This window comes from Stenotrophomonas sp. CFBP8994, assembly GCF_034044835.1.
GTDB lineage: Bacteria > Pseudomonadota > Gammaproteobacteria > Xanthomonadales > Xanthomonadaceae > Stenotrophomonas > Stenotrophomonas rhizophila_A.
This window is the reverse complement of the sequence record NZ_JAXCWT010000001.1, coordinates 492,646-514,482: the sequence shown is the minus strand read 5'-3', so window position 1 is coordinate 514,482 and position 21,837 is coordinate 492,646. Positions and strand designations below refer to the sequence as shown.

19 protein-coding genes are annotated in these 21,837 nt (G+C 66.4%); 15 read left to right on the top strand and 4 right to left on the bottom strand.

The features are described 5' to 3' along the window. Positions 1–37: 37 nt before the first annotated feature. From infB to SOM39_RS02470, 7 genes are all read left to right on the top strand, one after another. On the top strand, positions 38–2,677 hold the full coding sequence (gene infB, locus SOM39_RS02500; protein ID WP_320457383.1) for a translation initiation factor IF-2: 2,640 nt from the start codon (positions 38–40) through the stop codon (positions 2,675–2,677). Between the two features lie 127 nt (positions 2,678–2,804). Next, the gene (gene rbfA / locus SOM39_RS02495; protein WP_068853383.1) at positions 2,805–3,212 is read left to right on the top strand and encodes a 30S ribosome-binding factor RbfA; all 408 of its coding nucleotides are present in this window, start codon (positions 2,805–2,807) and stop codon (positions 3,210–3,212) included. A gap of 75 nt (positions 3,213–3,287) precedes the next feature. Then, positions 3,288–4,196 carry a tRNA pseudouridine(55) synthase TruB gene (gene truB, locus SOM39_RS02490; protein WP_320457382.1) on the top strand — a complete coding sequence of 303 codons (909 nt, stop codon included), beginning with the start codon at positions 3,288–3,290 and terminating at the stop codon, positions 4,194–4,196. A 162-nt stretch (positions 4,197–4,358) separates the two neighbouring features. Continuing rightward, a complete protein-coding gene (gene rpsO, locus SOM39_RS02485) occupies positions 4,359–4,619 on the top strand; it encodes a 30S ribosomal protein S15 (protein ID WP_068853379.1) in 261 nt (86 codons plus the stop codon). A gap of 150 nt (positions 4,620–4,769) precedes the next feature. Further along, complete coding sequence (pnp, locus tag SOM39_RS02480; protein WP_068853377.1) at positions 4,770–6,878, top strand: polyribonucleotide nucleotidyltransferase; 2,109 nt, start codon at positions 4,770–4,772, stop codon at positions 6,876–6,878. Between the two features lie 209 nt (positions 6,879–7,087). Further along, entirely contained in the window at positions 7,088–8,260 is a 1,173-nt protein-coding gene (locus SOM39_RS02475; RefSeq protein ID WP_320457381.1) for a glycoside hydrolase family 18 protein, read from the top strand. 262 nt (positions 8,261–8,522) lie between these two features. Next, positions 8,523–10,172: a winged helix-turn-helix domain-containing protein gene (locus SOM39_RS02470; protein WP_320457380.1), complete on the top strand. Its 1,650-nt coding sequence runs from the start codon at positions 8,523–8,525 to the stop codon at positions 10,170–10,172. On the opposite strand, the gene SOM39_RS02465 is transcribed toward SOM39_RS02470, so the two are convergent. The 4 genes from SOM39_RS02465 to SOM39_RS02450 form a co-directional block, all read right to left on the bottom strand. After that, a complete protein-coding gene (locus SOM39_RS02465) occupies positions 10,141–11,217 on the bottom strand; it encodes a serine hydrolase (RefSeq protein WP_320457379.1) in 1,077 nt (358 codons plus the stop codon). The two genes, SOM39_RS02470 and SOM39_RS02465, sit on opposite strands and share 32 nt — an antisense overlap. A 133-nt stretch (positions 11,218–11,350) precedes the next feature. Beyond that, positions 11,351–12,919 (bottom strand): PepSY-associated TM helix domain-containing protein, encoded by a 1,569-nt coding sequence (locus tag SOM39_RS02460; protein ID WP_320457378.1) that lies wholly within the window; start codon positions 12,917–12,919, stop codon positions 11,351–11,353. A gap of 10 nt (positions 12,920–12,929) precedes the next feature. Continuing rightward, a complete protein-coding gene (locus SOM39_RS02455) occupies positions 12,930–13,193 on the bottom strand; it encodes a hypothetical protein (protein ID WP_068853362.1) in 264 nt (87 codons plus the stop codon). Further along, positions 13,193–13,492 (bottom strand): hypothetical protein, encoded by a 300-nt coding sequence (locus tag SOM39_RS02450; RefSeq protein WP_068853359.1) that lies wholly within the window; start codon positions 13,490–13,492, stop codon positions 13,193–13,195. Before SOM39_RS02450 ends, SOM39_RS02455 begins: the two co-directional genes overlap by 1 nt. 421 nt (positions 13,493–13,913) lie before the next feature. Here SOM39_RS02450 and thrS point away from each other — a divergent pair, with 421 nt between their 5' ends. The 8 genes from thrS (at position 13,914) to SOM39_RS02410 (ending at position 21,806) form a co-directional block, all read left to right on the top strand. Beyond that, complete coding sequence (gene thrS, locus SOM39_RS02445) at positions 13,914–15,818, top strand: threonine--tRNA ligase (protein WP_320457377.1); 1,905 nt, start codon at positions 13,914–13,916, stop codon at positions 15,816–15,818. Between the two features lie 47 nt (positions 15,819–15,865). Beyond that, the gene (gene infC / locus SOM39_RS02440) at positions 15,866–16,405 is read left to right on the top strand and encodes a translation initiation factor IF-3 (protein ID WP_026070650.1); all 540 of its coding nucleotides are present in this window, start codon (positions 15,866–15,868) and stop codon (positions 16,403–16,405) included. A gap of 545 nt (positions 16,406–16,950) precedes the next feature. Beyond that, positions 16,951–17,148 carry a 50S ribosomal protein L35 gene (gene rpmI / locus SOM39_RS02435; RefSeq protein WP_017355265.1) on the top strand — a complete coding sequence of 66 codons (198 nt, stop codon included), beginning with the start codon at positions 16,951–16,953 and terminating at the stop codon, positions 17,146–17,148. Positions 17,149–17,158: 10 nt separating this feature from the next. Then, positions 17,159–17,518 carry a 50S ribosomal protein L20 gene (rplT, locus tag SOM39_RS02430; protein WP_003484828.1) on the top strand — a complete coding sequence of 120 codons (360 nt, stop codon included), beginning with the start codon at positions 17,159–17,161 and terminating at the stop codon, positions 17,516–17,518. A 192-nt stretch (positions 17,519–17,710) separates the two neighbouring features. Then, the gene (locus SOM39_RS02425; RefSeq protein WP_068853355.1) at positions 17,711–18,706 is read left to right on the top strand and encodes a phenylalanine--tRNA ligase subunit alpha; all 996 of its coding nucleotides are present in this window, start codon (positions 17,711–17,713) and stop codon (positions 18,704–18,706) included. 58 nt (positions 18,707–18,764) lie between these two features. Continuing rightward, entirely contained in the window at positions 18,765–21,143 is a 2,379-nt protein-coding gene (gene pheT, locus SOM39_RS02420; RefSeq protein WP_320457376.1) for a phenylalanine--tRNA ligase subunit beta, read from the top strand. A 26-nt stretch (positions 21,144–21,169) separates the two neighbouring features. Continuing rightward, positions 21,170–21,469: an integration host factor subunit alpha gene (locus tag SOM39_RS02415; RefSeq protein ID WP_005410432.1), complete on the top strand. Its 300-nt coding sequence runs from the start codon at positions 21,170–21,172 to the stop codon at positions 21,467–21,469. Continuing rightward, positions 21,450–21,806, top strand: a complete 357-nt coding sequence (locus SOM39_RS02410; protein ID WP_068853353.1) for a MerR family transcriptional regulator — start codon at positions 21,450–21,452, stop codon at positions 21,804–21,806. Before SOM39_RS02415 ends, SOM39_RS02410 begins: the two co-directional genes overlap by 20 nt. Positions 21,807–21,837: the final 31 nt, after the last annotated feature.

The window sequence follows — 21,837 nt, the reverse complement described above, 5'->3', positions numbered from 1 at the left end:
CGTTTCGGAGGAGCGCCAACCAGATCATAGGATCCGAATGTCGCAGCAAACCACCATCCGCAAGCTTGCCGAACTGGTCAATACGCCGGTCGAAAAACTGCTTGAACAGCTTGCCGAGGCCGGCATGAAGTTCAGCGGTCCCGACCAGGTCGTGACCAGCACCGAGAAGGTGAAGCTCCTGGGCTTCCTTCGTCGTTCGCATGGCAAGACCGAGCAGCCCGTCGAAAGTGCCGACGAAGCTGCAAAGAAGATCACCCTCAACCGTCGCAAGTTGCAGGAAGTGACCGTCAGCGCCGGCCGCAGCAAGACCACCGTCAATGTTGAAGTGCGTCAGAAGCGCACCTACACCAAGGACGCCAGTGGCAAGGCGATGACGCCGGATGAGGAGCGCGCCGACATCCTGCGCAAGCTGGAGGAATCCCGCCAGCGCAATCTGGACGAGCAGCGTGCACTGGCCGAGAAGGACCGTGCGCGCGATGAGGAAATCGCACGCAAGCGCCAGGAAGAGATCGACGCCAAGGAACGCGCCGAAGCCGAGCGCAAGGCTGCCGAAGCCGCTGCGGAAGCGGCGAAGAACGCCCCGCCGGCACCGGTAGCCGCGCCGCGCCCGGCCGCCAGCGAAGCGCCGGCCCGTGCCACGCGTCCGTCTGCGCCGGCACCGGCACGTCCGGCTGCACGTGCGGACGACCGCAACTCGAACAACAACAACAACCGCCCGGGCGCCAAGCGCGACGACGATGGTGGCAACCGCTTTGCCGGTCAGCTGCACCTGTCGGCCGCCGATCGCGCGCGCCGTGGCAACAACAGCAACTCGCGCGGTCGCCCGACCGGTCGCACCCAGCACGGCGGCCGTCGTGACAGCAACCAGTCGCGCAGTGGCGGTGGTGCCCATGGTTTCGAACGTCCGGTCGCACCGATCGTGCGTGACGTCACCATCGGCGACACCATCACCGTGGCCGACCTGGCCCAGAAGCTGGCCGTCAAGGGCGGCGATGTGGTCAAGGCGCTGTTCAAGATGGGCGTGATGGCCACCATCACCCAGACCATCGACCACGACACTGCTGCGCTGGTGACCGAAGAACTCGGCCACAACGTGATCCGTGCCAACACCAACGACGCCGAAGACGCGCTGCTGGCGTTGAACGAAGGCGAGCAGGGCGAAGCCGTTGCGCGTCCGCCGGTGGTCACCATCATGGGCCACGTCGACCACGGCAAGACCTCGCTGCTGGATTACATCCGCCGCACCAAGGTAGCCACCGGCGAAGCCGGCGGCATCACCCAGCACATCGGTGCGTACCACGTTGAAACGCCCAAGGGCGTCATCAGCTTCCTGGATACCCCGGGCCACGCCGCGTTTACCTCGATGCGTGCCCGCGGTGCCAAGCTGACCGACATCGTGGTGCTGGTGGTGGCTGCTGACGACGGCGTCATGCCGCAGACCAAGGAAGCGATCCAGCACGCCCGCTCGGCGGGTGTGCCGCTGATCGTGGCGATCAACAAGATGGACAAGTCCGGCGCGGACCCGATGCGGGTCAAGAACGAGCTGCTCACCGAGCAGGTCGTGGCCGAAGACTTCGGTGGCGACATCCAGATGGTCGAGATCTCGGCCAAGGCTGGCATGGGCATCGACGAACTGCTGGACGCCATCTCGATCCAGGCCGAACTGCTGGAACTGAAGGCCGTGGCCGAAGGCCGCGCCAGCGGCGTGGTCATCGAGTCCTCGCTGGACAAGGGCCGTGGCCCGATCGCCACCGTGCTGGTGCAGCAGGGTTCGCTGAAGAAGGGCGACTACCTGGTCTGCGGTATCCAGTACGGCCGCGTGCGCGCACTGTTCGACGAGACCGGCAAGCAGCCCGACCAGGCCGGCCCGTCCATCCCGGTGCAGGTGCTGGGTCTGTCCGGCGTGCCGGATGCGGGCGATGACTTCGTGGTGGTCGAGGACGAGCGCCTGGCCAAGGACGTCGCGCAGCAGCGCGAAACCAAGCGCCGTGAATCGCGCCTGGTGCAGTCGGCCGGCAGCCGCATGGAAGACATCATGGCAACCCTGGGCAAGGGCGATGGCCAGCAGGTGCTGAACCTGGTGATCAAGGCCGACGTGCAGGGTTCGGTGCAGGCGCTGAGCCAGGCACTGGTCGCGCTGTCCAACGACGACATCCGCATCAACGTGATCCACTCCGGCGTGGGCGGCATCACCGAATCCGACGCCAACTCGGCCGTGGCCTCCAAGGCCACTGTCATCGGCTTCAACGTGCGTGCAGATGCTTCGGCCCGTCGCATCATTGAATCCAACGGCGTGGACCTGCGTTACTTCTCGATCATCTATGACGTGATCGATCAGGTGAAGCAGGTGGCATCCGGCCTGCTCGGCGTGGAAATCCGCGAAGAGATCATCGGTATCGCCCAGGTCCGCGACGTGTTCCGCAGCTCCAAGTTCGGTGCCGTGGCCGGCTGTATGGTCATCGAAGGTACGGTCAAGCGCAGCAAGCCGATCCGCGTCCTGCGCGACAGCGTGGTGGTGTTCGAAGGCGAGCTGGAATCGCTGCGTCGCTTCAAGGAAAACGTCGAGGAAGTCCGCAACGGTACCGAATGCGGTATCGGCGTGAAGGCTTACAACGATGTGAAGCCGGGCGACCAGATCGAATGCTTCGAGCGTATCGAAGTGCCGCGCACCCTGTAATGTGGAAGCGGCCCGACCAACGGTCGGGCCCTACCAGGTCTCGGGACCCGTCCGCCTGGTCCCGGTCCCACCGGTAGGTCACGACCGTTGGTCGTGACCCGCCCATCCGAATATTGAAGAGTTCCCCGTGCCGAAAACCTTCCATCGAACCGACCGTGTTTCCGCCCAGATCCGCCGTGAGCTGGGTACGCTCGTGCATAACCTCGTGCGTGTACACGGCTTGCCCTCGGTGAGCGTTTCCGACGTCGAAGTCACCCGTGACATGGCCCATGCCAAGATCTTCGTCACCGCCCTGATGCCGGAACGTTCGGCCGAAGCGATGAAGGGGCTCAAGGAGCTGGCCTGGGAGCTGCGCATGGACCTGGCCAAGGCCATGAAGCTGCGCCACGTGCCGGAGCTGCACTTCCACTACGACGATTCGGTCGACCGTGGCGAGCACATCGACAACCTCCTGCGCGACCTGCCCGACACGCTCGCGGCCGAAAAGAGCCGCAACGCCAAAGACGGCGACGACGGCGAAGACAAACCCGAATAAACCAACAGCCCGCAAGGGCTGTTGTCCTGTATGGCCCGCCCTGCGTGCCTGCACGACCAATCCCGGCGAAACACCATGACCCGAATCACCTTCCGTCGCCTGGACGGCATCCTCCTGCTCGACAAGCCCACCGGCATGAGCTCCAACGCCGCGCTGCAGGTGGCCCGCCGCCTGTTCCGCGCCGAGAAGGGCGGCCACACCGGCAGCCTGGACCCGCTGGCCACCGGCCTGTTGCCGCTGTGCTTCGGTGAAGCCACCAAGATCGCCGGCCTGCTGCTGGGCGCGGCCAAGGCCTACGACGCCGACATCGTGCTGGGCCAGACCACCGATACCGACGATGCCGACGGCAGCGTGCTGCTGGAGCGGGCGGTACCGTCGATCAGCCGCGACCAGCTTGAAGTGGCCCTGGCCCCCCTGAAGGGCCGGATACGTCAGCGCGCCCCGATTTTCTCGGCGCTCAAGCAGGGGGGGGAACCGCTGTACCTGAAGGCCCGCCGGGGCGAGACCATCGACGCGCCCGAACGCGATGTGGAGGTCCATGCCATCGAGATCCTGGACCAGCAGCCGACCCGGCTGTCGCTGCGCGTGACCTGCGGTTCAGGCACCTACATCCGCAGCCTGGCCCGCGACCTGGGCGAAGCGCTGGGCTGTGGTGCGCACATTGCCGGCCTGCGCCGGCTCTGGGTGGACCCGTTCCGCGACGCCCCCATGGTCACCCTGGACACCCTGCGCGCCTTGGCGGAGCAGGGCGACGAGCCTGCCATGGAGGCGCTGCTTCTGCCGCTGGCAGCGGGCTTGGCCGACTATCCACGGGTCGATCTGGATGCTGAACAGGCGCCGCGCTTCTGCGTGGGCCAGCGCCTGCGCGATCCGGCCTGGCCGCCCGGTACCGTGGCCGTGTATGGCCCGGAGGACCGGATCCAGGGGCTTGGCGAGGTCGACTCGACCGGCCGGCTGTCCCCCCAGCGCCGCTTCAACCTCTGACCCGGACCTACCCGGCGCTTGTCCCGGGAGGCCGCGACCGTTACAATTTCGCGGCCTTTTCAGGCTTTCCCGCGTCTGCGGGTTCATCCTTTCGTTAACGGCGAGTCGCGCGGTACGCCAATGGGGCGTTTCTGCGGGCCACGCATCCAAGAGAAAACAGATATGTCGATCGACACCCAGAAGGTCATTGAAGACAACAAGCGCAGCTCGGCCGATACCGGCTCCCCGGAAGTCCAGGTGGCCCTGCTCACCGCCCGCATCGAACTGCTGACCGGCCACTTCAAGACCCACAAGAAGGATCACCACAGCCGTCGCGGTCTGCTGCAGATGGTCAACCGCCGCCGCAGCCTGCTGGACTACCTGAAGAAGAAAGACGCCGTTCGTTACAAGGCCCTGATCGAAAAGCTCGGCCTGCGTCGCTAAGCAAGAATCCCGACCGCGGCGCAGGAATGCGCCGCGGTTTTGTTTTGGTAGTACCGCATCAAACGCCAGGACCGGACTTCCGGTCACCCGTCGGCGGCAAGGGTCGCCCGCGGTCCATTCGAAGACAGCATTTCCCCAAGGACATCCCCCGTGGCAAAAATCACCAAAACCTTCCAGTACGGCAAGCACACCGTCACGCTTGAAACCGGCGAAATCGCCCGTCAGGCCGGTGGCGCCGTCATCGTCAAGTTCGACGACACCGTGCTGCTGGTCTCCGCCGTGGCTGCCAAGAGCGCGCGTGAGGGCCAGGACTTCTTCCCGCTGACCTGTGATTACCAGGAGAAGTTCTACGCCGGTGGCCGTATCCCGGGTGGCTTCTTCAAGCGCGAAGGCCGTGCGACCGAAAAGGAAACGCTGATCTCGCGCCTGATCGATCGTCCGATCCGTCCGCTGTTCCCGGAAGACTACAAGAACGAAGTGCAGATCATCGCCACGGTCATGTCGCTGAACCCGGACATCGACGGCGACATCGCCGCGCTGATCGGCGCCTCGGCTGCACTGTCGCTGGCCGGCACCCCGTTCAAGGGTCCGATCGCCGCTGCCAAGGTCGGTTACAAGAACGGTGAGTACATCCTCAACCCGACCGTGACCGAACTGAAGGATTCGGAGCTGGAACTGGTTGTGGCCGGTACCGCCAACGCCGTGCTGATGGTTGAATCCGAAGCCGCGCTGCTTTCCGAAGACGTGATGCTGGGCGCCGTGACCTTCGGTCACCGCGAAATGCAGAAGGTCATCAACGCCATCAACGAGCTGACCGTGGAAGCCGGCACCAAGCCGTCGACCTGGGTCGCCCCGGCCAAGAACGACGTGCTGATCAGCGCCCTGCAGGAAGCCATCGGCCCGCGCCTGGGCGAAGCCTTCCAGGTGCGCGACAAGCTGCAGCGCCGTGACGCCATCTCGGCGATCAAGAAGGACGTGGTCGAGTCGCTGGCAGGCCGCGTGGCCGCTGAAGGCTGGAACCCGGCCGAGCTGTCGAAGGAATTCGGCGAGCTGGAATACAGCACCATGCGCAACTCGGTGCTCGACACCAAGGTCCGCATCGACGGTCGCGCGCTGGACACCGTCCGCCCGATCGCCGTCAAGACCGGCATCCTGCCGCGCGTGCACGGCTCCTCGCTGTTCACCCGTGGTGAGACCCAGGCCATCGTGACCATCACGCTGGGTACCGCCCGCGACGGCCAGGTGATCGACGCCGTGTCCGGTGAGTACAAGGACAACTTCCTGTTCCATTACAACTTCCCCCCGTACTCGGTGGGTGAGACCGGCCGCATGATGGGCCCGAAGCGTCGCGAAATCGGCCACGGCCGCCTCGCCAAGCGCGGCGTGCTGGCAGTGATGCCGTCGCTGGAAGCCTTCCCGTACACCATCCGCGTCGTCTCGGAAATCACCGAGTCGAACGGTTCCTCGTCGATGGCCTCGGTCTGCGGTTCCTCGCTGGCCCTGATGGACGCCGGCGTGCCGGTGAAGTCGCCGGTTGCCGGTATCGCCATGGGCCTGGTCAAGGAAGGCGAGCGCTTCGTCGTCCTGTCCGACATCCTGGGTGACGAAGATCACCTGGGCGACATGGACTTCAAGGTCGCCGGTACCGCTGAGGGCATCTCCGCCCTGCAGATGGACATCAAGATCGAAGGCATCACCGAAGAAATCATGAAGCAGGCACTGCAGCAGGCCAAGGCTGGTCGTCTGCACATCCTGGGTGAAATGGCCCACGGCCTGACCGCGCCGCGCCAGGAGCTGTCGGACTACGCGCCGCGCCTGCTGACCATCAAGATCCACCCGGACAAGATCCGCGAAGTGATCGGCAAGGGTGGTTCCACCATCCAGGCCATCACCAAGGAAACCGGCACCCAGATCGACATCCAGGACGACGGCACCATCGTCATCGCTTCGGTCAATGCCATCGCTGCGCAGGCTGCCAAGGCCCGCATCGAGCAGATCACCTCGGACGTCGAGCCGGGCCGCATCTACGAAGGCAAGGTCGCCAAGATCATGGACTTCGGCGCGTTCGTCACCATCCTGCCGGGCAAGGACGGCCTGGTCCACGTCTCGCAGATCTCCAGCGAGCGCGTCGAGAAGGTCGGCGACAAGCTGAAGGAAGGCGACGTGGTCAAGGTCAAGGTGCTGGAAGTCGACAAGCAGGGCCGCATCCGCCTGTCGATGAAGGCCGTCGAGGAAGGCGAAGGCGCCTCGGCCGAGTAATCGACCGCAACACCAAGGTAGGTGACGACCGTTGGTCGTCACCCCCTGAAAAAAAACGGGCCTTCGGGCCCGTTTTTTTTGCCTGTCGCAAGTCAATACGTTTCCCATTAGCGGCGCCAGAAGATGTCCGCCGGACAGATTCGCAGGACATCCAACCACGACCGTGCGCGCCTTGATAACGTTGGCCCATCGTGATCCACGGAGTCGCCATGTCCCCTCTGTCTACTTCCCTGCTGGGCGCCGCCATCGCGCTCGCGCTGCCCATCGCGAGCCACGCCGCACCGGCTTCGAATGCGGTGATTGGGGCCTACTATCCGGGCGGTTCGGCCGAGCGCTATCCAGTGGCGTCCATTCCCGCCGATACGCTGACCCATCTGTTCTACGCGTTTGCGCGCATCGACGACGGCAAGTGCGTGGTGGACGACGGCGCTGCAGCACACTTCAAGGCACTTGCTGCGCTCAAGCGCAAACACCCGCAGCTGCACACCATCATCTCCATCGGCGGCTGGAACGCCGGCGGCTTCTCCGATGCAGCGCTTACGGCACAGAGCCGCGAACGTTTCGTGCGTTCGTGCGTGGCGATGTTCTTCGAGCAACAGCGCGGCAGTTTCGACGGCGTGGATATTGACTGGGAATTCCCGGTCTCCGGTGGCCCGCTGGAGATCACCGACCGTCCTGAAGACCGCCACAACATGACCCTGCTGGTGCAGGAGTTCCGCAAGCAGCTGGACGCGCTCGACGGCGGCCGCGGCCCGCACAGGCTGCTCACCGCCGCACTGCCGGCCGGCCGCGTGCAGACCGACGGTCCTTACGACCCGGCGCTCAGTTACGAGTTGAAGGAACTGGGCCAGGCGCTCGATTTCATCAACCTGATGAGCTACGACATGGGCACGGGCTTCTCCAAGGTGTCCACCTTCAACGCGCCGCTGCGCGAAGTGCCGCAGGACCCGCTCGCACCGGAGCAGCGTCGCTGGAACAACGTGGAAGGCGCCGTGGAGTATTACCGCCAGCATGGCGTGCCCAACGACAAGCTGGTGCTGGGCGTGCCGTTCTACGGGCGCGGCTTCAAGGTCACGACCGACTCTGCCGATGGCCTGTACCAGCCCTACAGCGCCCCGTTCGATGCCGGTGACTGGCGCCGCATCAAGCAGGAATTCCTCGACAAGCCCGGCTGGCAGCGGCACTGGCACCCGGTGGCGCAGACGCCGTGGTTGTACAACGCCGCCGACAAGGTGTTCATCAGCTACGAAGACCCGGACTCGATTCGCCTGCGCGCGGACTACGCCAGGGACCAGAAGCTGCGCGGCGTTTTCACTTGGGAGCTGACGGGTGATGACGACCAGGCCAGCCTGCTGAAGGCCATGGCTGCACCGTTCAAGTGAAGCCGGCTACACGCTGAAAGCATGCCGATGGGGGATAGCAGGTAGGGTCGGTTCCCAAACGACTGCCGATAGCGGAGATTGCTCGATTGACGCATGACCTTCAAACGGAGTCGCGCTTTTCCGGACTTCTCCGTTCGTTGGTCATTCGTCGCCCTGCCGATCATTCCTATCGGCGGTCGTTCGGGAACCGACCCTACCGGTGGATTACTCCCGGATTGCCGGGAGTTAACGCCGCGGCCGAGCCTGCACTATTCTTGCCGGCATGACGAGCGTTCAGCTGCTGGACCTGCACATCGACCGCGCCTCGCAGCAGGTGCGGCGCGGTGATGTGGCGCTGCCGGTGAGCGGCCTCAGCTGGCGGCTGCTGGACTGCCTGTTGGAGCACGGCACCGATGTGGTCGACTTCGACACGCTGGCACGGCAGGTCTGGGCGCCGGCCGTGGTGGGTGAAGATGCGATCAGCCAGCGGGTGAAGCTGCTGCGCCAGGCTTTGGGCGATGACAGCCGCCGGCCGCGCTACGTGCGCTCGGTACGTGGCCGGGGCTACCAGTTATGCGCGCCGCCCCAGGCGTGCGCACCGATGGCGCCACCAGCGCCGGTAGAGCCATCCGCGGCGGCTGCCGCGACCGCCGCAACTGCCGCAGCAACTGCGGCGGCGCCGGAGGGGCCGCAACGGAGGCTGCACGCGCGGTGGGCTTGGCTGGCGGCGGGCGTGGCTGCTGCCGGCGGCATCATCGCCGTCATCGTCCAGCGGCCGGACAACGCGGCGCACTCACCCGCAGACCCGGTGCTGCAACGCGCCGCGTATTACGCCGGCATCGGCCAGGCCAGCAACAACGAGCGTGCGATCACCCTGTACCGACAGGCGCTGCAGATCGACCCGGATTCCAGCGCCGCACGGCGTGGCCTGGCGCGAGCATTGGCCGCCGATGCCTGCCTGTTCAACGGCAGGCCGGGGAACGCGCAGGAGGCACTGCAGCTGGCCGGTCAGGTGTTGCAGGCGGCCCCTGACGACGCAGCCGCGCATGCGCTGCGCGGGTACGCCCATGATTGCCTTGGCGCGATGCCGCAGGCGATTGCCGATTACGAGCAGGCGCTGCTGCGCGATCCCGACGATGAGCGCACCCGCGCCTCGCTGGCCTACCTGCAGCAGGAGCAGGGCCACCTGGCGCAGGCGCTCAATGCCAACCTCAGCCTGCGCGCGCCGGAGCGGATCCGCTTCCGCGACGTGCAGGTCGCCCGCGAACTTGAACTGCTTGGCTTCACCGACGCCGCCGCACGCCGCCATGCGCGCAACTTCCAGCTGTACCCGGACAATGTCTTCAGCAACATTGCATGGCCGCGTGCGCTGATGAACATGGGCGAGCAGGACAAGGCGCGGCAGGCGCTGGACCAGGCGCTCGCGCGCGGTACCCCGCATCCACAGCTGCTGCGCCTGCACGGCGAACTGCTGTTGATGGGGGGCGACCGGCAAGGTGCGGCAGCGGCCTTCGAGCAGGGCCGCCTGCTGCGCCCGCTGCAGTCGTTGGGAACGACCCTGGCCGGCCTGCAGCAGGGCAGTGGCACGCCGTCCCCGGAATGGATTGCCGCGCGCCTGCGCGAGGTGACCGCGCAGGCTGACGACGGTTGGTCGGACGCGGCCGTGGAACGGGCCCTGCTGCACCAGGCGCAGGGTGATGCAGGCGCGGCCATCGCCGACCTGCACCGCGCGGTGGACGCCGGCTTCCGCGACGCCGCGTGGCTGCGCGTCACCCCGCTGTTCGCCCCGCTTCGGCAGGCGCCCGGATGGGAGCGCCTGCTGGCCCGGATCGAGGCGGACGTGGCCGCGCAGCGGGCGCAGGTACTGGCAGCGTCCTGGCGCCCCGATGACCTGAAGGGCCTCAGCGCAACGCCGGCAGCAGGAACCCGGTAAGCACGCGGCGCGACTGGGGATGGGCGTAGCTGCGGTTGTAGGCCTTGCTGGTCACCACCGCGACCAGCTTCTTCTCCGGCATCACGAACACATAGTTGCCGCCGTTGCCCGACATCGCCCACACCGTGGTTTCCTTCCCGTCCACCGGCAGCTTCAGGCCCCACCACTGGTAGCCGTAGTCGCTGCCGTCGTCGGTCTGCGCCTGCGGGCGGATCATTGCCGCGATGTAGTCGGCAGGCACCAGCTGTTTGCCCTGCCAGCGTCCCCCGGCCAGCACCAGCTCGCCCAGCCGGGCCAGATCACGGGTGCGGTAGCGGGTGCCGCCGCCGCCCATGCCGATGCCTTCGGGGGAACGGTTCCAGTGACTGCGGGTAATGCCCAGCGGGCGTTCGAGCGCCTGCGCGGCGTAGTCGGCCAGCGGCAGTTTCGTGGCCCGTTCCAGCACCGCGCCCAGCACGAACGAATCGGCGGTGCAGTAGGCGTGCGCGCGGCCGTGCGGGCTGTCCTCTGGCCGGCTCATCCAGGGCGCGAAGCCCTTGACTGGCAGCGCCAGCGCGAAGTCCAGCCAGCGCTCGGTCACGTACATGCGCTCTTCGTTGCCGGCGGAAAATTGATTCTGGTCATCGCATTCCCACAGGCTGCTCATGGTGAGCAGATCTTCGACCGTGGTGCCGCGCAGGCGGGGGTCGACCGGGTGCTGCGCGGTGAACTCCTGGAAGTAGTCGTAGACACGCGCCTGCACGCCCGGCAGGTGCCCGTCGCCGATGGCCGCCCCCACCAGCAGCGAGGTCACGCTTTTGCTGGCCGAGCGCACGTCGTTGAGCGTCTGCGCATCGGCGCCGTTGAAATAATGTTCGTAGGCCACCGTGCCATCGACCAGCAACAGCACGCTGGTGACCTGTTTGATCTCGTCGCTGGCAACGGCTGCCTCCAGCGCGGCGAGCGGGGCAGGGTCGAGGCGCGGCGGGGCGGCCTGAGCCGCGATGGGCAGGCAAGCGGTGATGGACAGGACCAGTGCGGCGAAACGACGGGCGGGGTGGGGCATGGTGGCGCTCCTCGGAAGTGAGGTGCCACTACGCCAGCACCGCGTCTGAAGTGCTGGAAGAACGCCTGAAGAATTCTGAAAGCGGCACCCAGCCTGCATCTGGCGATGCAAAGCGGGCCACGCGCTTTGTCCGTTACGCCCGCGTGTGCGCCCACACGCTGTTGGGGTCGCCGTTTACGGCCCGGCGCTGCGTTGCGCGCGCCATGGCGGCAAAGCCCAGCGCCATCGCCAGCGCCACGCCGTCCACCCAGAACAGCGGCCAGTAGCCGCGCGCGGCGCTGGTCCACAGCCACAGCCCGCTCATCGCACCGTGCACCACCGGGATCAGCGCGGTCACCGCCGCCGCAGCCCACAGCAGCTCCACCGCCGCCCTGGACGGCGCGCGCAGCGCCGCCCACAGGGCGCAGCCGCCCCAGACCAGGAAGCAGGTCCAGCGCATGCCCGCATCCGCATGGGCCGGGGCCAGGTGCTCCAGCAGCTGCACGCTCACGAACGCCGCCGACACCGCCACGCACAGCCCAATGCACACGCCTGCCGTGGCCCGCGCCATGTTCACCTGCGCGCGTCCCTGGGTGGCCTGGCGGCGCTTGCGGCGCGACTCGATCCACAGCAGGTTGCCCGAATAGAACAGGAACGCCCCGCCCAGGCCGAGCACGAAGTACAGCCACGGCACCAGCCCGTTGCCGAATTCGCCGAAGTGCAGCGCATACGTCGCCGCCAGCGTGGCGTGGTTGGCATCGCGATGCCCCGGCAGCTGGGTGTGCAGCACATCGCCGGTATTGGCATCCATCGCCACCGCGCCCAGCGGGCCCAGCGACACGCCGCCATCGCCGGTGATTTCGATCACGGCGTTCCGGTCACCGGCATTGGCCAGCTTCAGGTAGGCCGGTTCGAACACCGCCTGGCCTTTGTCATTGGCCACCGCGATCGCCCGCGCATGCAGCATCGCCAGGCTGCCGGCACGCACCGGCTCGTTGGCGGGCGCGCGGATCGGCGCGGTATCGGTTGCCCCCGGCAGCGCCGCCAGCAGCTTGCCGTCGTAGATCAGCGGGTTCAGCGCGGCCATCTGCAGGAACATCAGGCACAGCAGCGCACCGGTGACCGCGAACAGCAGGTGGAAGGGCAGGCTGAGCACGCCGATCACGTTGTGCGCGTCCTGCCACATCTGCTTGAAGTTGCGGCCCGGACGCAGCGCGAAGAGGTCGCCCACCAGCTTGGGCAGGTGGATCACCAGCCCGGACAGCAGCGCCAACCCGTACAACAAGCTGACCACGCCCATCAGGTAGATGCCGGCCACCGGCAGGCCCAGCGTGTAGTGCAGTTCGTTGACCAGCTCGGCCAGGCCGGCCTGTGGTGGGGTGGGGCTGCCATCCACGTGGTCGGCCCAGGCAAACAGCCAGGTGCCCTTGGCATCCTGCCAGTACGCGATGGACTGTGGCGTTTCCGCGCCGGGGAAGGTCATGCCCACGTGCTTTCGCGCGTCGGGGTGTTTGGCCAGCACGCCATCGAGCAGCCGCTGTGCATCGTCCAGGGTCTGCGCTGGCTGGTCCATGCCCTGCGGCGACTGCCACAGCGGCAGGTCGTGGTGGAACACCGTGATGGCGCCGGCATAGAACGCCACGAACAGCGCAAAGCCGGCCACCAGGCCAACCCAGGTGTGCACGGTGGTGAAGGTGCGCAGGGTGAGCGAACTGAATTTCATCGAATAGGCCTCACTGCACCCAATGGAAGTGGCGCAGCAGCCACAGCAGGCCGAAGCCGAACGCGGCGCTGGCACTCAGCCACCCCCACGCGCGCGGTCCGGTGCGGAATGCGAAGGCCCACAGCGCGGCCAGCATCCACAATGGAATGAAAGCGATCATGCCGGGCACGATCACCGACTGCCACGGACCCGGCGGCAGCCAGGTGATCAACCCGGTGACGGCCGCAGCCACGAAGAAGCCCGCCAGCAGGCCGGCCAGTGCACGTGCCCACATCAGCGCCGCGCCTCCGCATCCGGCCGCGTCCAGGCAGCAACATAGGGCAACACCATCGCCGTGAGCATCCAGCCGCCGAGGGTCACGCAGAAGCCGGTGGCAAAGCCCAGCTGGCCCATCCACAGCCACAGCGAGGTGGCCGCCGCCACCAGCCCGAGCTGGCGGCCCAGCCGCCCTGCGCGGCGCAGGCGCGGCCAGCGGCAGTGCGGGGAGGCAGCATAGAAGGCCAGCGCCGAAAAGGCCGAGGCGGCGCCGGCCAGCGCGCAATACAGCAGGGCCAGGGCATCGGCGCTCAGCATGGGCGCGCCGCGCGGGGCAGGGGCGTGCGGGCCGAAGGGGCGGCGCAGGGCATGGAAATCCTTGGAAACGAAGACGGGCCGGGCGGTGCGGCAACCTGCGCATGGTAATCATTGCCGTTTTCAATCGCCACAGCGGCCTGTTCAGTAGTGCCGGCCACCGGGCGAATGCCGTCGGGATTGGGCTTCCCCGGCCGTTTGGTTTAAGATCGGGGCATCCACCTCGAGGCAACAAGGTGACCCGCGCCCAGCGCCGGTCCAGCGTGCGACATGAGCACTACCACCGCCCAGCGCTGAACGTCATGACGGCCCCTTGCCCAGGCGCCTTCATGGCGCTTTTCTTTTATCCGGCCGCGCGCCCCGGACACCATCGACCCCGTTTCCCTGGCCTGCGCCGCAGGCCCACCAGCACAAAGCCCCAGCCATGATTGCGATCACGCTTCCCGACGGCAGCCGCCGTGAGTTCGAAAACCCCGTCAGTGTCATGGACGTCGCCCAGTCGATCGGCGCCGGCCTGGCCAAGGCCACCATCGCCGGTTCGGTGGACGGCAGGCTGGTCGATGCCAGTGAGGTCATCGACCACGACGCGAGCCTGCGCATCATCACCGCCAAGGACGAGGAAGGCGTGGAGATCATCCGCCACTCGGCCGCGCACCTGGTTGGCCATGCGGTCAAGCAGCTGTACCCGGACGCCAAGATGGTGATCGGCCCGGTGATCGCCGAAGGCTTCTATTACGACATCCACTCCGAGCGCCCGTTCACCCCGGACGACATGGCCGCCATCGAAAAGCGCATGGGCGAGCTGATCGCGCAGGACTATGACGTGGTCAAGAAGATGACCCCGCGCGCGGAAGTGATCGAAATCTTCAAGGCCCGTGGCGAGGACTACAAGCTGCGCCTGATCGAAGACATGTCGCCGGACATCCAGGCCATGGGCATGTACTACCACCAGGAATACGTGGACATGTGCCGCGGCCCGCACGTGCCCAATACGCGCTTCCTGAAGGCCTTCAAGCTGACCCGCATTTCCGGCGCCTACTGGCGTGGCGATGCGCAGAACGAGCAGCTGCAGCGCATCTACGGCACCGCCTGGGCCGACAAGAAGCAGCTTGAGGCCTACATCAAGCGCATCGAAGAAGCCGAAATGCGCGACCACCGCCGCATCGGCAAGCAGCAGGACCTGTTCCACCTGCAGGAAGAGGCCCCGGGCCTGGTGTTCTGGCACCCCAAGGGCTGGGCCCTGTGGCAGGTGGTGGAACAGTACATGCGCAAGGTCTACCAGAAGAGCGGCTACGGCGAAGTGCGCTGCCCGCAGATCCTGGACGTGAGCCTGTGGAAGAAGTCCGGCCATTGGGACAACTACCAGGACAACATGTTCTTCACCGAATCGGAGAAGCGCACCTACGCCGTCAAGCCGATGAACTGCCCGGGCCACGTGCAGGTGTTCAACCAGGGCCTGCACAGCTACCGCGACCTGCCGATCCGCTACGGTGAGTTCGGCTCGTGCCACCGCAACGAGCCCTCCGGCGCGCTGCACGGCATCCTGCGCGTGCGTGGTTTCACCCAGGACGACGGCCACGTGTTCTGCACCGAATCGCAGATCGAAGCGGAAGTGACCGCGTTCCACCAGCAGGCGCTGGCGGTGTACCAGCACTTCGGCTTCGAGGAGATCCAGATCAAGATCGCCCTGCGCCCCGAATCGCGCCTGGGCGACGATGCCACCTGGGACAAGGCCGAAGCCGCGCTGCGTTCGGCGCTGTCCAGCTGTGGCGTGGAATGGCAGGAGCTGCCGGGTGAGGGCGCCTTCTACGGCCCGAAGATCGAATACCACCTCAAGGACGCCATCGGCCGGACCTGGCAGCTGGGCACCATGCAGGTCGATTTCATGATGCCCGGCCGCCTCGGCGCCGAGTACGTGGACGAAAACAGCCAGAAGAAGCACCCGGTCATGCTGCACCGGGCGATCGTGGGCTCCATGGAGCGCTTCATCGGCATCCTGATCGAGCACCACGCCGGCCAGTTCCCGGCCTGGCTGGCCCCGACCCAGGCGGTGGTGGCCAATATCACCGACGCCCAGGCTGAATACGTGCAGGAAGTAACGAAAACCCTTGCAGATCAAGGCTTCCGGGTAACGTCGGATTTGCGCAATGAGAAGATCGGTTATAAGATTCGCGAGCATACGCTGCAGCGGGTCCCGTACCTGCTGGTGGTGGGCGACCGTGAGAAGGAAAATGGCGCCGTAGCCGTGCGTACGCGCTCGGGCGAGGATCTGGGCAGCATGTCCGTCCAGGCGTTCGTCGAGCGGTTGCAGGCAGAACAGTCTGTGTAAGAAAGTCCCGGCCCTGCGGATGATCCGCGAGGGCCGGTTTGATTCCTCTGGGAGATTGCAATATCAGTACCCCTGACAACAAACAGAACCGCAAGAATCAGGAAATCCGGGTGCCGCGCGTACGCGTGATCGGCAGTGACGGTGAAATGATTGGCGTGTTGACGCGTGACGAAGCGCTGTCGATGGCCGAAGACGAAGGTCTGGACCTGGTCGAGATTCAGCCGCAGGCTGATCCGCCGGTGTGCAAGATCATGGACTTCGGCAAGTTCAAGTTCGAAGCGCAGAAGAAGGCCAACGAGGCCAAGAAGAAGACCAAGCAGGTCGAGATCAAGGAAGTGAAGTTCCGCCCGGTCACCGATGAAGGCGACTACCAGATCAAGCTGCGCAAGATGCGCGGTTTCCTGGAAGAGGGTGACAAGATCAAGGTGAACATCCGCTTCCGTGGTCGTGAAATGAGCCATCAGGAACTGGGTCGCGAAATGGCCAACCGGATCGAAGCCGATCTGGGCGAGGACATCGTGATCGAGTCCCGCCCGCGCCTGGAAGGCCGGCAGATGGTCATGATGATCGCGCCGAAGAAGAAGTAACCGCGCTCTGGCGCGACGCGCGCCACGTCGAACGTGGCCGCGCGGAACCCCCGGTTCGTCGGCTCCCGGGCAGGCGACGGCGGGGTGGCGACGGCGGTACGACGGCGGTACGCCGGGGGTACGACGGGGGTAGAGCCGACTGTTAGTCGGCTGCTTTCCCGCCATGCCGCCAAGGGCAGCCGACTAACAGTCGGCTCTACCCAGCCGGCGACAACCAGCCGGCGACAACCAGCCGGGCGACCCCGAGCCGGCGACACCCAGTCGCTGTGACGGCAATACCGTCCGTTTCGTTCAGGTTCCGGGCCCAAGACCCGGCAAACCCCGCCTGATCAACAGCTTGCACCCGTTCCCCAACCCATGCATAATGGGCGACCCCGTTTTTTCGCGGGGCTGCTGTTTTGAACGGTTTCACGCTTTTCAACGGCAACAGGACCGGCCTGGTTCCCAACGGGGATCCCGGGCTTACAAGCAGGCAAGGGCACGGACGGAAAGTGTGGCAATGCCACCGCCCTGGTCAGTGACAAAACATCATCAAGGACATTGCAATGCCCAAGATCAAGACCAACCGGGCGGCGGCCAAGCGTTTCCGCAAGACCGCCTCCGGTAAGTTCAAGGCTGGCCACGCCAACCGTAGCCACATCCTCACGAAGAAGTCGACCAAGCGGAAGCGCAATCTGCGTCAGACGAACCATGTTCGTGCAGAAGACGCAGGCCGTTTGAACCGTATGCTTCCCTACCTCTGAGGACTGACCCATGGCACGAGTAAAGCGTGGCGTACAGGCGCGTCGCCGCCACAAGAAAATTCTGACCCTGGCCAAGGGCTACTACAACGCCCGCCGCAAGGTGTTCCGCGTTGCCAAGCAGGCCGTCATCAAGGCCCAGCAGTACGCCTACATCGGTCGTAAGCAGAAGAAGCGTAATTTCCGTTCGCTGTGGATCACCCGCATCAACGCGGCTGCCCGCATCAATGGTCTGAGCTACAGCCGTTTCATGAACGGCCTGCTCAAGGCGGGTATCACCCTGGACCGCAAGGTCCTGGCCGATATCGCCGTGCACGACGCAGCTGGTTTTGCAGCACTGGCCGAAAAGGCCAAGGGCGCGCTGGCGGCATAAGTCCTCTCCCCGCCGTTGCCGTGCAAACGCAACGGCTGCGGGTAAGGCAATGCATGGGGAAGGGCGCAAGTCCTTCCCCATTCTTTTTTGTGGCGGCGGCAGCCCAACCGGGTGCCGTCCCGACAGCGGTGGCGACGGGGGTCGGCCCGGCGCGCATCGCGAAGGCATACCGACGCGAGGTTCAGGCTATCCATGAGTGACATCCAATCCCTGACCACCCAGGCGCTGGCCGACGTGGCCGCCGCCCAGAGCCCCGATGCGCTGGAAGCCCTGCGCGTGGCGCTGCTCGGCAAGAGCGGCAGCATCACCGCACAGCTCAAGCAGCTGGGTGCTCTGCCGGCCGACGAGCGCAAGGCCGCCGGCGAAGCCATCAACCAGGCCCGTGACGCGCTGACCCGCGCGCTGGGCGAACGCAAGGCCGTGCTGGAGAACGCCGCGCTCGACGCGCGCCTGGCCGCCGAAGCGATCGACATCACCCTGCCCGGGCGCCGCGCTGAACGCGGTGGCCTGCATCCGGTGACCCGCACCCTGGAGCGCATCACCGAAATCTTCGGCCGCCTCGGCTACGAGCTCTCCGAAGGCCCGGAAATCGAAGACGACTGGCACAACTTCGAAGCCCTGAACTTCCCGCCGCACCACCCGGCGCGTGCCATGCACGACACCTTCTACTTCGGCGATGGCCGCCTGCTGCGCACGCATACCTCCGGTGTGCAGGTGCGCTACATGGGCGACCACGCGCCGCCGCTGCGCATGATCGCGGCCGGCAAGGTGTACCGCAGCGACAGCGACCAGACCCATTCGCCGATGTTCCATCAGGTGGAAGGCCTGCTGGTGGACGAGCATTCGACCTTCGCCGACCTCAAGGGCACCCTGTCCGAGTTCGTGCGCGCGTTCTTCGAACGCGATTTCGAGATGCGTTTCCGCCCCAGCTACTTCCCGTTCGTGGAACCGGGCGCGGAAGTGGATATCGCCTGGCAGCAGCCCGACGGCAGCACCCGCTGGCTGGAAGTGCTCGGCTGCGGCATGGTCCACCCCAACGTGCTGCGCAACGTGGGCATCGACCCGGAGCGCTACACCGGCTTCGCCTTCGGCCTGGGCGTGGAGCGCTTTGCCATGCTGCGTTACGGCGTGAACGACCTGCGCGCGTTCTTCGAGAACGACGTGCGGTTCCTCAAGCAATTCGCGTAACGCCGAACGACATTCATCACGGCCCAGGCGCATGCGCCGGGCCCACCAGGGTGACACCATGAAATTCTCTGAAAACTGGCTGCGCAGCCACGTTCCCACCACCGCCTCGCGCGACGAGCTGAGCGCGGTGCTGACCGCCATCGGGCTGGAAGTTGAAGAGGTCACCGACCTCGGCGCCAGCCTGGACCACGTGGTGGTGGCGCGCATCGTCACCGCCGAGCGCCACCCCGAAGCCGACCGCCTGCAGATCTGCCAGGTCGATGCCGGGCAGGGCGAGCAGCTGCAGATCGTGTGCGGCGCGCCCAACGCGCGCCCGGGCCTGGTTGCGCCGCTGGCGATGATCGGCGCGAAGATCGGCGACTTCAACATCAAGGCGGCCAAGCTGCGCGGCGTGGATTCCAATGGCATGCTGTGCTCGGCCAAGGAACTTGGCCTGGACAGCGACGCCTCGGGCCTGTTCGAGCTGCCCGATGACGCCCCGGTGGGCCAGTCGCTGGTGGAGTACCTGGGCCTGCCCGACGCCAGCATCGAGATCAAGCTCACCCCCAACCGCGCCGACTGCTTCAGCGTGCGCGGCATCGCCTTCGACGTGGCCGCCGCGTGCGCCAGTGAAGTGGTGCCGTTCAATCCCGCGCCGATCGCCGCCGTGGGCAGCCGCGAACTGACCATCGCCCTGGACGCCGGCGCCGAAGCACCGCGTTACCTGGGCCGTGTGATCGAAGGCGTGAACCCGCGCGCCGCCACCCCGCTGTGGATGGCCGAGCGCCTGCGCCGCAGCGGCGTGCGCCCGGTGTCGCTGCTGGTCGACATCACCCAGTACGTGATGCTGGAACTGGGCCAGCCGATGCATGCCTACGACCTGGGCACCCTGCAGGGCAGCATCGCCGTGCGCCGTTCGCGCACCGGTGAAACCCTGAAGCTACTGGATGGCCGCGACGCCGCGCTGGATGACGGCTTCCTGGTCATCACCGACGCCGACCGCCCGGTGGGCCTGGCCGGCATCATGGGCGGCTTCGACACCCGCGTCACCGACGACACCACCGCCGTGTTCCTGGAGGCCGCGCACTTCGCGCCGGCCGCCATCATGGGCCGTGGCCGCAAGCTGGGCCTGCACACCGACGCCGGCCACCGCTTCGAGCGTGGCGTGGACCCGGCGCTGCCGCGCACCGCCATTGAATACGCCACCCGTCTGGTGCTGGACCTGGCCGGCGGCACCCCGGCTCCGGTGACCGAAGCGGTGCGCGAAAGCGACCTGCCGGCCACCGCGACCATCGGCCTGCGCCGTGCGCGCATCGCCCGCGTGCTGGGCATCCAGATTGCCGATGCCGACGTGGAGCGCATCCTGCGCGCGCTGGGCATGGACGTGGCCGCCGCCGCCGATGGCTGGCAGGTCACCGCGCCCAGCCGCCGCTTCGATATCGCCATTGAAGAAGACCTGATCGAAGAGCTGGCCCGCATCCACGGCTACGAGCGCATTCCCACCACCCTGCCGGGCGGTGCCGCGCGGATCGCCATGCCCAGCGAAACCCGCCTGGACGACCTGAGCACGCGCCGCCAGCTGGTGGCCCGCGACCTGCAGGAAACCATCAACTACGCCTTCGTCGACGCCGGCCTGCTGGCCCAGTGGCAGCTGCAGGACAACGTGGTGGCCCTGGCCAACCCGCTGTCGGCCGAGCTGGCGGTGATGCGCCCGGCGCTGCTGCCGGGCCTGGTGGCCACCCTGGGCCGCAACGCCGCGCGTCAGCAGGGCACCGTGCGCCTGTTCGAGCTGGGCCGCGTGTTCCATCCGCAGGCCGGGCAGGGCGCCGCCCCGCTGGAAACCCAGCGTGTGGCCGTGGCCGTGTGTGGCGACGCCACCCCGCAGCAGTGGGGCCTGGCCACCCGCAAGGTCGATTTCCATGACCTCAAGGGCGACCTGGAATCGCTGGCCGCCGCCTCCGGCGCCGCACTCAGCTTCGTGCCCTCCACCCGCCCGTACGGCCACCCGGCGCGTTCGGCCGAGGTGCTGCGCGATGGCGCCAGCATCGGCTGGATCGGCCAGATCCACCCGCGCCTGGCCAAGGCCATGGACATCGACGTGGACGTGTTCGGCCTGGAGCTGGACCTGGCCCCGCTGGCCGCCCGCAGCCTGCCGCGCGCCACCGAGCTGTCCCGTTTCCCCTCCGTGCGCCGCGACCTGGCCTTCCTGGTGCCGGAAGCGGCCGCCTGGATGGACCTGGAAGCCACCCTGCGCCGGGCCGTGGGCCCGCTGCTGCGCCAGGTGACCCTGTTCGACCGCTACGTCGGCCAGGGGGTCGAGCCAGGCTTCAAGAGTCTCGCTATGGGCTTGATTTTGCAGGACAAGTCGCGCACTCTGACGGACCGCGACGTGGATGCGGTGGTCACCGAGGCGGTGGCCGCAATGGAGCGTGAACACCACGCCCGGATCCGCGGTTGAGCGGGCAGCATGGGGGGTAGCAGGCAATGGCATTGACCAAGGCTGAGATGGCCGAAAAGCTATTCGACGAAGTGGGTCTGAACAAGCGCGAAGCCAAGGAATTTGTCGACGCGTTCTTCGATGTACTGCGTGAAGCGTTGGAACAGGGACGTCAGGTGAAGCTTTCCGGCTTCGGCAACTTCGACCTGCGGCGCAAGAACCAGCGCCCGGGCCGCAACCCGAAGACCGGCGAGGAAATTCCGATTTCCGCCCGTACGGTGGTCACCTTCCGTCCGGGCCAGAAGCTCAAGGAAAGGGTAGAGGCATATGCTGGATCCGGGCAGTAACCGCGAACTTCCGCCGATACCGGCCAAGCGCTACTTCACCATTGGTGAAGTCAGCGAGCTGTGCGATGTAAAGCCGCACGTGCTGCGCTACTGGGAAACCGAATTTCCCAGCCTGGAACCGGCCAAGCGCCGTGGCAACCGCCGCTACTACCAGCGCCACGACGTGCTGATGGTGCGCCAGATCCGCGGCCTGCTCTACGAACAGGGCTACACCATCGGCGGTGCCCGCCTGCGCCTGGAAGGTGCCGGCGCGCGCGACGAATCGGCGCTGAGCAACCAGATCATCAAGCAGACGCGGATGGAGCTGGAAGAAGTGCTCCAGCTGCTGCGTCGCTGAACCATTTTTCGATCAAACCGGTTATACTCGT